This window comes from Sphaerisporangium perillae (assembly GCF_023276435.1).
Lineage (GTDB): Bacteria > Actinomycetota > Actinomycetes > Streptosporangiales > Streptosporangiaceae > Sphaerisporangium > Sphaerisporangium perillae.
Genome location: NZ_JALLPO010000009.1, coordinates 1 through 13,607, shown reverse-complemented (window position 1 = coordinate 13,607; position 13,607 = coordinate 1). Strand labels below are relative to the sequence as shown.

The 13,607-nt window shown below is 70.1% G+C and carries 11 protein-coding genes; 4 read left to right on the top strand and 7 right to left on the bottom strand.

What is annotated here, in order from left to right:
- Positions 1-16: 16 nt before the first annotated feature.
- The 3 genes from MYF83_RS10530 to MYF83_RS10520 all read right to left on the bottom strand — a co-directional run bounded on the left by MYF83_RS10530 (position 17) and on the right by MYF83_RS10520 (position 2,261).
- The gene (locus MYF83_RS10530; RefSeq protein ID WP_248960062.1) at positions 17-355 is read right to left on the bottom strand and encodes a hypothetical protein; all 339 of its coding nucleotides are present in this window, start codon (positions 353-355) and stop codon (positions 17-19) included.
- A 75-nt stretch (positions 356-430) separates the two neighbouring features.
- On the bottom strand, positions 431-1,813 hold the full coding sequence (locus tag MYF83_RS10525; protein WP_248960061.1) for an FAD-dependent oxidoreductase: 1,383 nt from the start codon (positions 1,811-1,813) through the stop codon (positions 431-433).
- A gap of 205 nt (positions 1,814-2,018) precedes the next feature.
- Positions 2,019-2,261, bottom strand: a complete 243-nt coding sequence (locus MYF83_RS10520) for a hypothetical protein (protein ID WP_248960060.1) — start codon at positions 2,259-2,261, stop codon at positions 2,019-2,021.
- Positions 2,262-2,356: 95 nt separating this feature from the next.
- On the opposite strand from MYF83_RS10520, the gene MYF83_RS10515 reads away from it, so the two are divergent.
- Positions 2,357-2,863, top strand: a complete 507-nt coding sequence (locus MYF83_RS10515; protein WP_248960059.1) for a tannase/feruloyl esterase family alpha/beta hydrolase — start codon at positions 2,357-2,359, stop codon at positions 2,861-2,863.
- Between the two features lie 126 nt (positions 2,864-2,989).
- Here the strand turns inward: MYF83_RS10515 and MYF83_RS44240 are convergent, their stop codons facing one another.
- Both MYF83_RS44240 and MYF83_RS10505 read right to left on the bottom strand, forming a co-directional pair.
- Positions 2,990-3,211 carry a phage tail protein gene (locus tag MYF83_RS44240; RefSeq protein ID WP_372500134.1) on the bottom strand — a complete coding sequence of 74 codons (222 nt, stop codon included), beginning with the start codon at positions 3,209-3,211 and terminating at the stop codon, positions 2,990-2,992.
- Positions 3,212-4,753: 1,542 nt separating this feature from the next.
- Positions 4,754-7,624 carry an AfsR/SARP family transcriptional regulator gene (locus tag MYF83_RS10505; RefSeq protein WP_248960058.1) on the bottom strand — a complete coding sequence of 957 codons (2,871 nt, stop codon included), beginning with the start codon at positions 7,622-7,624 and terminating at the stop codon, positions 4,754-4,756.
- Between the two features lie 127 nt (positions 7,625-7,751).
- Between MYF83_RS10505 and MYF83_RS10500 the strand changes: the two genes are divergently transcribed.
- Positions 7,752-8,852, top strand: a complete 1,101-nt coding sequence (locus MYF83_RS10500; RefSeq protein ID WP_248960057.1) for an arabinofuranosidase catalytic domain-containing protein — start codon at positions 7,752-7,754, stop codon at positions 8,850-8,852.
- A gap of 174 nt (positions 8,853-9,026) precedes the next feature.
- Here the strand turns inward: MYF83_RS10500 and MYF83_RS10495 are convergent, their stop codons facing one another.
- Positions 9,027-11,327 (bottom strand): FdhF/YdeP family oxidoreductase, encoded by a 2,301-nt coding sequence (locus MYF83_RS10495; protein ID WP_248960056.1) that lies wholly within the window; start codon positions 11,325-11,327, stop codon positions 9,027-9,029.
- Positions 11,328-11,803: 476 nt separating this feature from the next.
- Between MYF83_RS10495 and MYF83_RS10490 the strand changes: the two genes are divergently transcribed.
- Both MYF83_RS10490 and MYF83_RS42545 read left to right on the top strand, forming a co-directional pair.
- Positions 11,804-13,099 carry an OFA family MFS transporter gene (locus MYF83_RS10490; protein WP_372500129.1) on the top strand — a complete coding sequence of 432 codons (1,296 nt, stop codon included), beginning with the start codon at positions 11,804-11,806 and terminating at the stop codon, positions 13,097-13,099.
- Entirely contained in the window at positions 13,096-13,227 is a 132-nt protein-coding gene (locus MYF83_RS42545) for an MFS transporter small subunit (RefSeq protein ID WP_279339380.1), read from the top strand. Before MYF83_RS10490 ends, MYF83_RS42545 begins: the two co-directional genes overlap by 4 nt.
- Before the next feature lie 139 nt (positions 13,228-13,366).
- Here the strand turns inward: MYF83_RS42545 and MYF83_RS10485 are convergent.
- Positions 13,367-13,607, bottom strand: a 241-nt coding sequence (locus tag MYF83_RS10485; RefSeq protein WP_372500128.1) for a WCX domain-containing protein, incomplete at its 5' end; no start/stop codon positions are given.

The window sequence follows — 13,607 nt, the reverse complement described above, 5'->3', positions numbered from 1 at the left end:
GGGGGAATTGGAACGGTCAACTGGCGCAGGTGGCCTTGACCGAGACGTACACGCGGACGGCGCCCCCGTTGGTGGCCGTCACCGTGAGCTTGTCGCGGCTGAAGGCGTCGGAGGTCGTGTCCAGGCTGGTCGAGACCGACACCCCGGTCCCCGCCGTGATGCTGATCGTGTCGGTCAGCATCGTGGGCGCGTACGAGTAGCACATGACCAGGAACGATCTGGTGGCGCCCGGCTCGACCCAGACCGCGTTGCCCGCCCCGGCCGTCGCCGCGGAGGCCGGGGCCGCGATGGCCGGCAGCCCGGCGGCAACGGCCGCGGTCGCCAGCACGATTCCGGCGGTGATGCGCTTGATCATGGAAATGTCCTTTCTCTGGGTCCCTTCGGGACCGTTTTCGGGTTCGGGGTGCCCGGCCCGGGTGGGGCCGGGGGGTCACTGAGCGGCCGGGATCTCTTCCCGGGCCGCGAGCCGGGAGCCGGTCGGGGTTCCGCCGCGACGCGGCCGGAGCACACGGGCGAGGATGCCGGGCGACAACAGACGCTGCGGAGGGGCCTGGAGGTTGGCGACGCTCAGGAAGGCGTGCCCGACCACCGGGTCCGCCTCGGCGGCGGTGTGGAGGCGTGCGATGTAGCCGTTGAGCAGCTTCACGCGCAGGCTGCGTGGGCCCTCGACCGACGGGAACCGCAGATCGCCGCCGGCCGACATGTCCCACGGCACGTCGATGATCCGCGCGGCGCGCTGGAAGAAGCGGCGGGCCAGGCCGTCGCGTCCGCCGTCCGCCAGGCATTCGCGCAGGGCGACGGCTTCGCAGGCGGCCACTGTCATGCCCTGCCCGTAGGAGGGGTTGAACTGGCACAGAGCGTCGCCGAACACCACATAGCCCTCGGGGAAGCGGTCGAGCCGTTCGTAGCGGCGGCGGATGCTCACCGGGATGCGCATCAGCCGGGGCGCCCCGAGCGGTTCCAGGCGCTCCAGGAGGCGGTGCAGGTCCGGGACCGGAAGCCGGGCGGCGAACCGGTGGTATCCGTCCGGGTCGACGGGCGGGACGTCGTCGCCCATGCCGAACAGAGTGACAAGCCAGCGGTCGTCCTCAGCGCTGAGCGCGACGCCACCCCTCGGGACGGACGTGCTGTGCCCCACGATCAAGGCGACGACGTCGGCGTCGCCCGGCCGACGCCGGTACTCGCGCGAGACGTACACCAGCCGGGAATCGATGCGCTCCTCCGGCGCGGGCTCGTACCCCAGCCGGCGCAGCCACTCCGTGCCCCGGTTGCCCCGGCCCGTGGCGTTCACCACGAGGTCGGCCGCCACGTCCTCGGGCCCGTGGCCGGGGCGCAGCAGGCGTACTCCGGTGACCGCGCCGGCCGCGTCGGAGATCGGCTCGACCACCTCGCAGCGCTCGTGGATCACCACGCGGGGAAGGGCCGCGACCCGGGACCGCACATACCATTCGAGCTGAGGCCGGCTCACCGTCAGGCCGCGCAGCCGCGAAGGCGCCGGGTGCAACCGCCGGCCCTCGTTGTACCAGCTGACGTCATTCTGCATGTCGCAGGTGGAGGCGCCCGTCGCGACCAGGTCCGCGGTCAGCCCGGGGAAGAGGTCGTCGAGGATCTCGCAGCCCCGGGACAGCAACCCGTGCGCGTGATGGCCCTGCGGCACGCCCCGCCGCGGGGCGCCCTGGCCCGGCAGCCCGTCACGGTCGATCACCGTGACACGGTCGAACGTCTCGCTGAGCACCCGGGCAGCCAGCAGCCCGCCGATCCCCGCTCCGACGACGACGGCGTGCCCGGTGGGCCGGTGACCGGTGTCGCTCATGGTGTCCTCACCCTCTCCTGGGATCAGCCCCACTGGGAGGGGGCGCCAGGGTCGTCCGGGCCGCCCCGGAAGGGCGGCGCCGCGTTCACGACTACGAGGATGTGCGCGGCCGCTTGGCGGTCGCTGGGAACAGGCTTTCCCAGCGGCGCCCAAGGCGTGGGGCGCCCCGGTCAGCGGCCGCGCCGACGGTCGGGGTCCGCTGGGATCACACGGATCGGCTGCCGGCGATCAGGGCGGTGAGCAGGACGCTTGCGTCCTGCCGGGACAGCACGCGGCCGCGGGCCGCATGGCGTTCGTACTCGGCCGGCGGCAGTGCCCCACGTACGGCGGCGGCCTCGCGCGGCCCGTCCAGCGGGTCCATGAGCGCTGGGGAGACGCCGGCCCGCTCACCGATGGCCTCCACCGCGCCCATCAGCACGGCCGCCTGCTCGGCGTGCCCGGTCAGCACGAGGGCGCAGCCTGCACGCACAGACGCTGTGGGCGCTCGAGCTCACCAAGAGCTATTACGGCAAACCAGCGCTGCACAACTACTGGGTCGGCCAGTTGCTGGGATCGGCCGGGCTGTCGCAGGCCAAGCGCGACGCGGCGAACGCGGCCGCCGTCGCGGCCTGCGACGGCGCCGACGGCGTCGTCGACCAGGTCATCGCCGAGCCGCGCCGGTGTCACTTCGACGCCTTCAGGGTGGACGGCCTGTCACCGGCGGAGGCCAAGGCCATCTATCACGGCACCAATGACCCGCTGATCGTGCCGTTCGGCTCCTACAACTATCAGCAGCGATTGTTCGACCGGTACGGAGTGAAAGTGAAGGGGACGCGCTCGTTCGTGCGCACCTTCTTCTTCCCTGGCGTCTCCCATACCGATCCCACCCTCGCAGGCACCGGATCGGCCCAGGACCAGATGCTCGACGCGCTGCAAGCCTGGGCCGAACGCGGCGACGCGCCGGGGTCCTTCGTCCAAGCCGACAGTGAAGGACAGGGGCGCCTGATCTGCGCCTACCCAGACACGCCGCTCACGGCCGGAGACGACCACTCCTGCAGGCCCAGGAGCTAGGTGCCCGCCGACCTCGCCGCCGCCTCCCTGACTGTCAAGGAGAAGTAGCGCAGATGGGCGGCAAGCCGGGCCCGGGCAGGTCGCCCGAGCCCGGCTGGAAGCGTCCGTGGGGAGCATGATCAAGGTTTACCGCTCGCGAGGATATATGCCTTCCGTGCAGATGACATAGGTCAGGCCGTTCGGGGCGGCATTCTGCAAGCTGGGCAACGCGAACGTCGTCCTGCCATCACCGCCATAGAGGGTACCGAGCAGCGAGAACAGCGCCTCGTTCCTCCCGATGGACAGTATTTGCCCGCTGGCCAGCGTAGCCCCGGCTCTCGCTCCCGCCGTAAGCCACACGGCGCCCATGGTGCAGTCGGCCCCCATGCCGCCCATGGCGCCCGCGGTGTCCGTGCCGAAGCGGGGGTCCGGGACGGACGGCCCCTGAGGTCCTCTCGATCCGGGTGGTCCGCTGGGGCCTGTGATTCCTCGTGGGCCTGTGGCTCCGGTGGTTCCGGGTGGTCCGGTGGGGCCTGTGATTCCTCGTGGGCCTGTGGCTCCGGTGGTTCCGGGTGGTCCGGTGGGGCCTGTGATTCCTCGTGGGCCTGTGGCTCCGGTGGTTCCGGGTGGTCCGGTGGGGCCTGTGATTCCTCGTGGGCCTGTGGCTCCGGTCGCTCCGGGTGGTCCCGCTGGACCCGGAACCCCCTGAGGGCCCGCGGGGCCGCTCGCCCCAGGTGGTCCCATCGGACCCGCGGGCCCCGTCGCTCCCGTGTCACTGCCGGGACTCGGCGCGCCGGGCGGATCGGCAGGCTTGGTCGCTTCCGAATCACCCTGGTGGCCGTGTTCGCGCGGACGACCGGCGGGTCTCGACGAGCCTGGATTCCCCTTTGAACGGGCGTTGCCACGAGGTCCCTTAGCCCCAGACGCGCCGACGGTGCGCGTATGTCCCTTTAGACGCTTTCCATCGTTCAGCGCCTTATCGTCATAGGAATGGTCTCTATCGTGGAAAATGCCGTGACCGTAGAGGTCGTGGTGGCGACGCGATAGGAGGTGATAATGGCGATGAGTGAAGAGCCTATAGTGGCGACGTCCTGAGGCCCTTTGGTGACGATGCCCGGAGAGGGCGTGGTCGTGACGCCCGAGAAGCCGATCGTGCCGGTGTTTGGAGAGACCCTGGTGGCGGCGCCCGCCAAAACCGTGGTCGCCGTGTCCCGAGGGCCGTTCATCGGTGATATGCCGGACATGCCTCCCCGGCAGGGCGACGGATGTCTCCGTCCCTTGCCGGCCGGTGGCCAGCGCAGGACAGGACGCCATGACCAGCCCACCGGCTATCGCCGTCGCGACGACCCATGGCCAGGGGCGTCCCCTGGCGAGCAGGCCCAGAGCCCATTTGCTCTCGCGAGGTATCAACATGCTTCCTATATCTACTCGAAGTCCATGAAATCAGACCTTTTCGTAATGCCGCACCTTAGCGGCATAGTCTCGAATACCCATTTCGGGAAGCAGGAAATGCGTCACCGGCGGCCATGGCAAAGCAAATAAACAAGCTCCCGAAATCCGGATATCAGATCACACGCTTAGAAATCCACGCGATCGATCCGGCGCCCATGTTCACGCCGCTGATCACGTCGGCGGCGGGGCCCTGGATGGCGGCGCCGGCGCGGCGGCAGCGCGTCAGCGGGCCGGTTCCGGTCAGGGACGGGAAGCAGGCGGACTGCCGAGGCCCACGAGGTGGCAGGGCGTTCTTTGTTGGACCTTTGTGCTCAGTGAGGACAGATGCTCCTCGACAGGCCGTTCTACTGTTCGAGGCCGGCGCACAGGGGCCGGCGGCCGGCGATCAGCCCGGTGCGCAGGGCGTTCGACAGGGGGCACCGCCGGCCATCAGGCCGGCGGTCAGGGCGCTCGACAGAGTCAGCTGCCGGCGATCAGGGCGGTGAGCAGGACGCTTGCGTCCTGCCGGGACAGCACGCGGCCGCGGGCCGCATGGCGTTCGTACTCGGCCGGCGGCAGTGCCCCACGTACGGCGGCGGCCTCGCGCGGCCCGTCCAGCGGGTCCATGAGCGCCGGGGAGACGCCGGCCCGCTCACCGATGGCCTCCACCGCGCCCATCAGCACGGCCGCCTGCTCGGCGTGCCCGGTCAGCACGAGGGCGCGGGCCGCGCTGTGCACCGTCACCAGCCAGAAGGAGATGTCACCGTAACGGTCCATCGCGGCCAGGATGTCCCCCGCGATGGCCAGTGCCCGGGAACCGTCCCCGCGGTCGGAGGCGGTCTTCATGTCGCACCAGGCGGCCCCGTCCGCCACCCACTCGTGGCCACTGGCGCGGGCGGCGGCGATCGCCTCCTGGAAGACCGCGTCGGCGCCCGGCAGATCCCCGAGCACCCGGAGCACCATGCCCTGGACCATGAGCGTCTCGGCCTCCAGCCAGCCCTGGGCGCTGCGCCGGGCGATCTGGACGGCCGCGCGGGCGAGGGCCGCGGCGTCGATCGGCACTCGGGCCAGCAAGCCCAGGTAGCCGGCGTAGGCGGTCGCGCACGCCTCGGTCACCGGGTCACCGGCCTCGCGGGCCTCCTCGAGGGCCGTACGGGCCGCCTGGTGGGCCTGCGCCGGCTGTCCGGCCAGGTAGCGCAGTGCCGCGACGGCGAACCTGGCACGCGCCCTGGTACCCGCGCCGGCCTGCGGGGCGGCCGCGAAGGCCTCGGACAGCCAGGCCAGTCCCTCCGCGACATGACCCCTGCGGAACCAGAACCAGAAGAGCGCGCTGCCCAGCCGCAGCGCGTAGTCGCCGTGACCCGATGCCAGCGCGGAGGCGAACGCGGCCCGCAACTCCGGCTGATCGAGGCTCAGCCCGTCCAGCAACGCCGCGCCCTGCGGGCCCCGTAGGTGGCGTTCGGCGCTCTCCGCCCGGGCCAGGGCCCAGGCGCGGTGACGTTCCTGGGCCGCGGCCAGCTCGCCCGGGGAGAGCGCGTCCAGGGCGTACTGGCGCAGGGTCTCCAGCATCCGGTAGCGGCGTGGCGCCGTGCCGGGTTCGGCGGTGACCAGCGATTTGCGGACCAATGCCGACAGCGGGGCCAGAACGGGAGTGGCTCCTCCGACGGCGGCGGCCGCCTCGAGGTCGAAGCCGGCTTCGAGCACGCCCAGCCGGTGGAACAGCCGGCGTTCGGCCGGCTGCAGCAACTGGTCGCTCCAGGCGACCGTGCCCAGCAGGGTCCGATGGCGGTCCGGCCGTCCGGCCGACCCGCCCACCAGCAGGGTGAAGCGGTCCTCCAGGGCATCGGCGATCTGGCCGACGGACAGTGTCCGGCACTGCGCGGCGGCGAGCTCGATCGCCAATGGGATGCCGTCGAGCCCCGCACACAGGGCGGCGATCCTTTCCCTGTCGTCCGGCCCGGGCGCCCAGCCGGACTGGACGGCGGCCGCGCGGCGGAGGAAGAGTTCCGCCGCCTCCGTGGCGGCATGCAGGGGAGGTACGTCGTAGACGGTTTCACCGGTGATACCCAGTGGTTCGCGGCTCGTGGCCAGGATCCGTACGGTGCCGCAGCGGGCCAGCAGTGTGTGAACGAGCATGGCCGCGGGGGCGAGCAGGTGCTCGCAGTTGTCCAGGACGATCAGCAGGTCGCGGTCGATGAGCATCCCGGCCAGCTGATCGGGGGACGACGCGACGGGCAGGCCCAGGGCCGCGGCGATGATGGCGGTGAGCAGTTCGGGTGTGTGCAGACCGCCCATTTCCACGAGCCAGGGCCCGTCGGCGTCGGTACGGGCGCGCGCGGCCTCCAGGGCCAAGCGGGTTTTGCCGACCCCACCCGGGCCGGTGAGCGTGACGAGCCGGTGCCCGTCGAGCAGACCGGCGACGGCCGCGAGATCGCTGCCGCGGCCGACGAAGCTGGACAGCGCGAACGGCAGATTGCCCGAGGACGGTGCCGCAGCCGCGGCCTGCGGCGCGGGGGAGGAGGACACACGGCTGGGCCTCGCAGGTACCGGGGCCAGCCGCGGGTCCTGGGCGAGTACGGCCGCCTCCAGTTCGCGCAGTCCGCGTCCTGGGTCGACGCCCAGCTCATCGGCGAGCCGTCTGCGCACCGTGCGTAACGCGGCGAGCGCGTCGGCCTGCCGCCCCGACCGGTACAGGGCAAGGGCCAGCAGCTCCCAGCCGCGCTCCCGAAGCGGCTGCTCGGCGACCAGGGCCTCCAACTCGCCTACGGCAGCGGCGTGCCGCCCCGACGCTATGACGGCGGCGAGCCGGTCCTCGTGCACAGCGGCCCGCAGGTCTGAAAGCCGGGTCGCGTCGGGCGCCGCGAAGGCGGCCCCGCCGAAGTCCGCATAGGCCGCGCCCCGCCACAGCGCGAGGGCTTGTCCGAGGAGGTCCGCGGCGTGTTCCGGCTCGCCGCCCTCCAGTGCGCGCCGGCCACGAACGGCCAGATCGGTGAAGCGGTCGGCGTCGACCGCGGCGGGGGCCGCGCGAAGGGCGTACCCCGGTCCCTCGCGCACCAGCAACCGGGCCGGAGCGCCGGTCGCCCGTTCCGGCTCCAGCGTCCTGCGCAGATCGGCGACGTACCCATGGAGAGTCGTCATGGAGGGAAGCCGGGAGTCCGCCCACACCTCGGAGAGGATGCGCTCCGCCGAGACGATCCTGCCCCGCGCGATCAGCAGCAGCGCCAGCACGGCCCGCTGACGGAGTCCGCCGAGTCCTGCCGGCCGGCCGCCCACCTCGGCCCTGAGCGGCCCCAGCACCCCGAACCGCACGCCCTCGGCGACACTCACCAGCAGCCCTCCCGCATACTTCACCGGCCGTCTCGTCGACGCTCTCAAACCCCCTAAGGACACGCACCCGACCGCACCATCCTCACCTCCCCACGGGGTCGAGGGGCGACCACGCGGCTCGACGCTATAAGACCCACCCACTTGGCGACAGATGCGCTCAAGGCACACCGCGGACGGCGGTCTCGACCGCGAGCCGGCGAGCTTCGCCCTCAACGGGGTCACCTGCACCGGCGGCGTCACCTCCCCGTCCCCCACCCCCACCGTCTCGCCCTCCACGTCCCCGTCGCCGTCGCCGTCCAAGCAGCCGTGTGATATCTACGCCGGGGGTGGCACGCCGTGTGTGGCGGCGCACAGCACGACCCGTGCTCTGTACGCGTCCTACAACGGCTCGCTGTACCAGGTGCGCCGCTCCTCGGACAGCACCACCCGGGACATCGGCGTCCTGAGCGTGGGTGGAGTCGCCAACGCCGCCGCGCAGGATTCGTTCTGTGCCGGCACGACCTGCCTCATCACCATCATTTACGACCAGTCCGGCCGGGGTAACCGCCTCACCCAGGCGCCTCCCGGCGGGTTCTCCGGCCCGGCCGCGGGCGGGTACGACAACCTCGCGAACGCGACCGCGGCGCCGACCATGGTCGGCGGCCAGAAGGCCTACGGCGTCTTCGTGGCTCCTGGCACCGGGTACCGCAACAACAACACCAACGGCATCGCCAAGGGGGACCAGCCGGAGGGGATGTACGCCATCTTCGACGGCACGCATTACAACGGCGGCTGCTGCTTCGACTACGGCAACGCCGAGACCAACAGCCGTGACAACGGCAACGGCACCATGGAAGCCATCTACTTCGGGAACATCAAGGTCTGGGGCTACGGCGCCGGCAACGGCCCCTGGATCATGGCCGACCTGGAGAACGGCCTGTTCTCCGGGGTCAACCAGCGCTACAACGCCGGCGATCCGAGCATCAGCCACCGGTACCTGACCGCGATCATCAAGGGCGAGCCGAACCACTGGGCCATCCGGGGCGGCAACGCGCAGTCGGGCGGCCTGTCGACGTTCTACAACGGGGTGCGCCCCAACGTCGCAGGCTATAACCCGATGAAGAAGGAAGGCGCCATCATCCTCGGCATCGGCGGCGACAACAGCATCGGTGCCGCCGGCACCTTCTACGAAGGCGTGATGCCCTCCGGCTATCCGTCGGACGCCACCGAGAACGCGGTGCAGGCCAACATCACCTCCGCCGGGTACAGGTAAACCGGCCACAGGTAGACCGAGAATCGGGATGACCGAGCCGCCCCTGGCGCGCACCGGGGCGGCTTGCCTAAGCGCAACTGGTCGCACCCGAACACGAGCGGGCCGTTCGACGGCTCGCCGGACGTCCGCACGAGGAACTGCCCGCCGCCCACGAGCCCCCGGCAGTGACGGGTATCAGCCGCCGACCGAGGTGCGTCGGCCGAGCCGCACCACGACGCTCTTGGACGTGGGGGTGTTGGAGGTTTCCGCGACGGAGTCCAGCGGCACGAGCACGTTGGTCTCAGGGAAGTACGCCGCACAGCACCCGCGCGCGGTCGGGTAGGCAATGATGCGGAACTCCTCCGCTTTGCGCTCCCCGTCGGGCCACTCGCTGATCAGGTCGACGATCTCGCCGTCGGCCATGCCGCGCTCGGCGAGGTCCTCGGGGTTGACGAAAACGACCCTGCGGCCACTGTGCACGCCTCGGTAGCGGTCATCCAGGCCGTAAATGGTGGTGTTGTACTGGTCGTGGCTGCGTACCGTCTGGAGCAGGAGCCGCCCCTCGGGGACTCTCAGGACCTCCAGGGCGTTGACGGTGAAGTTGGCCTTGCCCGTCTCGGTGGGGAAGCGCCGTTCGTCGCGTGGCGCGTTGGGCAGGGCGAAACCCCCCGGAGCACGGACTCGGGCGTTGAAGTCGCCGAACCCTGGCACCACCCGCTCGATGCGGTCGCGGATGGCGCCGTAGTCGGCCTCGAAGCTTTCCCAGGGGATGTCAGAGCCGGGATGGTCACTCGAGTTGAAGATCTTCCGTGCCAGCCGGCAAACGATGGCCACCTCGGACAGCAGGTCAGGCGAGGCCGGCCGCATCCGGCCGCGGGAGGCGTGGACCATGCCCATGGAGTCCTCGACCGTGACGAACTGGTCGCCGTCCCGTTCGGTGCGGCCGAGCGTCGGGAGGATGAGCGCTTCCGCACCGCACACGGCGTGGGACCGGTTGAGCTTGGTCGACACCTGTACGGAGAGCCGGGCCCGGCGCATCGCCGCCTCGGTCACCGCCGTGTCCGGCGTCGCGGCGACGAAGTTGCCGCCCATCGCGAGGAACACCTTCGCATGGCCATCTCGCAGAGCCCTGATCGACTCCACGGCGTCCGCGCCGTGGTGCCGGGGAGGCTCGAAGCCGAACTCGTCGCGGAGCGCGTCGAGGAACGCCGCCGAGGGCTTTTCGTAGATGCCCATCGTGCGGTCACCCTGAACGTTGGAGTGTCCCCGCACCGGGCAGACCCCCGCCCCCGGCCGCCCTACGTTGCCGCGCAGCAGCAGGAAGTTGACGACCTCCCGGATCGTGGCGACGGAGTTCTTGTGCTGGGTGAGGCCCATCGCCCAGCACACGATCACCGACTTGGCCCCGAGCACGTCTCGGACCGTGTCCTCGATGCCCGTCCGGGGCAGCCCGGTGGCCTCCTCGACGTCCGCCCAGTCGAGGTCGCGGATGTCCCTGTCCCAGTCGTCGAACCCGTGGGTGTGGGCCTCGATGAACTCGCGGTCGATCGCTGAACCTGGAGACGCGTCCTCCGCCTCCAGCAGGAGCCGTGACATGGCCTGGAACAGCGCAAGGTCACCGTTGAGACGGATCTGCAGAAACCGGTCGGCCAGCGTCGTGCCTCGCCCGAGCACTCCGCCCGCCCGCTGCGGGTTCTTGAAGCGCAGCAGCCCGGCCTCTGGCAGGGGGTTCACCGCGACGATGCGCGCGCCGTTCCCCTTGGCCTTCTCGAGCGCCGACAGCATACGCGGATGGTTGGTGCCAGGGTTCTGCCCGACCACGAAGATGAGGTCGGCCTTGTACAGATCGTCCAGCGAGACCGTGCCCTTGCCGATGCCCAGTGTCTGGGTGAGCGCCGAGCCGCTGGACTCGTGGCACATGTTGGAGCAGTCAGGCAGGTTGTTCGTCCCGAGCCGGCGTACCAGGAGTTGGTAGAGGAACGCCGCTTCGTTCGAGGTGCGCCCGGACGTGTAGAACAACGCCTCGTCTGGGCTGTCGAGCGCGCGAAGCTCCCTGGCGATGATGGCGAAGGCGTCGTCCCACGTCACCGGCATATAGCGGTCAGAGCCGACCGGCTTGTGCATCGGCTCGGTGAGCCGGCCCTGCTGGCCCAGCCAGTAGTCCGTGCGCTGAGCCAGTTCGTCCAAGGTGTGCTCGGCGAAGAAGTCGCGGGTGACCCGGCGGAGGGTGGCCTCCTCGGCCACGGCCTTCGCGCCGTTCTCGCAGAACTCGGCCGGGCTGCGATGCTGCCCCTCGGGCCACGCGCAGCCCGGACAGTCGAAGCCGTCCTTCTGGTTCACGCGTGCCAAGGTCAGGAACGTACGCTTGACACCCATCTGCGCGTAGGACATCACCATCGAGTGGACCACCGCAGGCACTCCTGCTGCCCACTCCTTCGGTGATCCGACCCGCAGATCCTCGTCGCCAGCGTCCCGCAGCGGACCCTTTTTAGACACCCGATACCTCACTCCTGGCCATCAGTCCTGTCCGAAAATACGCCATCGTGCACGCTGCGCGATCCCCGGGCGATGGGTCGACGGGGTCCTCGCCCCTGAGGGTCGTCCGGTGACGATCGTCCGATCGGCTGCCGAGGGGAACATCCGCGGGAGATCGTATGATCCGACCTCGGGTAGACGAACACGTGCGGCTTGATGACCGCGTGATGGCGGCGGTCCTGGTCGTCGCCCGCGACGTTGCTATGGTGCGGCCTTCGGAGCGGTCGACCGTGACTGTGAGCATGGCCACAGGTGCGGCGCTGGAGCAACCGCATCCCATTATGGACACTCGGACATTATCTACGACATACTGCACTTTCATGTCCGAAGATGGTCAAAAGCCGATATTGGCCGCCCCTGGCGGCTTTCTAAGCCGTTCACGTACGGTGGCACCGCCTAACTGGAGCCGCTGGCTCGTCCCCCCGGCAGCCCTTTCGGTGCACCTCGCCATTGGCCAGGCCTACGCGTGGAGCGTGTTCAAGCCGCCGCTGGAGTCGGCGTTGCACGTCTCGGGCACGGGCAGCGCTCTGCCGTTCCAACTGGGGATCGTCATGCTCGGCCTGTCGGCCGCCTTCGGCGGACCGATGGTCGAGCGTAATGGTCCGCGCTGGGCGATGTTCGTCTCGATGATCTGCTTCTCCTCGGGCTTCCTACTGGCCGCCCTCGGTGTGTCCACCAGCCAGTACTGGCTGGTCGTCTTCGGGTACGGCTTCGTGGGCGGCATCGGCCTCGGCATCGGGTACATCTCGCCGGTGTCCACGCTCATGAAATGGTTCCCCGACCGGCCCGGCATGGCCACGGGCATCGCCATCATGGGCTTCGGCGGAGGAGCGCTCATCGCCTCGCCATGGTCGACGCAGATGCTCGGCACCTTCGGCACCGACACCGGAGGCATAGCCACGACCTTCCTGGTGCACGGCCTGGTCTACGCGGTCTTCATGTCCATGGGCGTGCTGCTGGTCCGCGTCCCGCCGGTCGGCTGGGTCCCGCGAGGCTGGGTTCCCGCGAAGGCCGCCGCGCGAGCACTGATCACCACCGCGAACGTCTCGGCCCGCAACGCGATCCGCACCCCGCAGTTCTGGTGCCTGTGGGTCGTCCTCTGCTTCAACGTCACCGCGGGCATCGGCATCCTGGAGAAGGCCGCGCCCATGATCCGCGACTTCTTCGCGAACACGGCCACACCGGTCTCGGTCGGCGCGGCGGCCGGCTTCGTGGCCCTGCTGTCCCTGGCGAACATGACGGGCCGGATCGTGTGGTCCTCGACCTCGGACCTGATCGGCCGCAAGAACATGTACCGCGTCTACCTCGGCGTCGGCGCCCTGTTGTACCTGACCATCGCGCTCGCCGGAAACGCGCACAACTTCGTGTTCATCCTCTGCGCGATCGGCATCCTGTCCTTCTACGGGGGAGGCTTCGCCACCGCCCCTGCGTATCTCAAGGACCTGTTCGGCACCTACCAGGTGGGAGCCATCCATGGCCGGCTGCTCACCGCCTGGTCGACCGCGGGCGTCCTCGGCCCGCTGATCATCAACGCCATCGCCGACTCGCAGAAGGCCGCGGGCAGGACGGGACCCGCGCTCTACACGACGTCCCTCTACATCATGATCGGGCTACTGGTCGTCGGCTTCCTGGCCAACGAGCTGATCCGCCCGGTGAACCCCCGCTTCCACGAGCCTCAGGTCGCGGAGATGGGCCCACAGGAGACTTTGCTCACGCGACAGGGAGGCTCATGATGGCGGACCAGGGAGAGACGGCGCGGCACATCCCGTTGATGATTCTGGCCTGGGCTTGGGTGGTTCTGCCCTTCGGCTACGGCGTCTACCAGCTGCTCCTGAAGCTCACCCAACTCTTCGCCGGCTGACCGGCCGACCCGCTCGCGGGCGCTCAAGCCAGTACGAGGGCCGGGCCCACGCCCCACAGTGATCATGGGGTCGGCGCCGCCCGGGCCGGAGCGCCGGTCGCCCGTTCCGGCTCCAGCGTCCTGCGCAGGCGATGGGAAGTCAGTCGATGGCGTCGGTGAGTCGGGCGGTGAGGTCTCGGATGTGTGCGATCAGTTCGGGTGGCTGGTGTATCCGGAAGCGGAAGCCGAACAGTGCGACGTAGATGGCGAGTTGGTCGAGTGAGTTGGATCCGGTATGGAGAAGGCAGCTGTGCGGGTCGACGGCCTCGATGACACCGACGGTGGGCGGGATCCGTTCGGCGGCGGTCTCGGCCGGCGCGTACAGGGTGATCCGGGCTTGG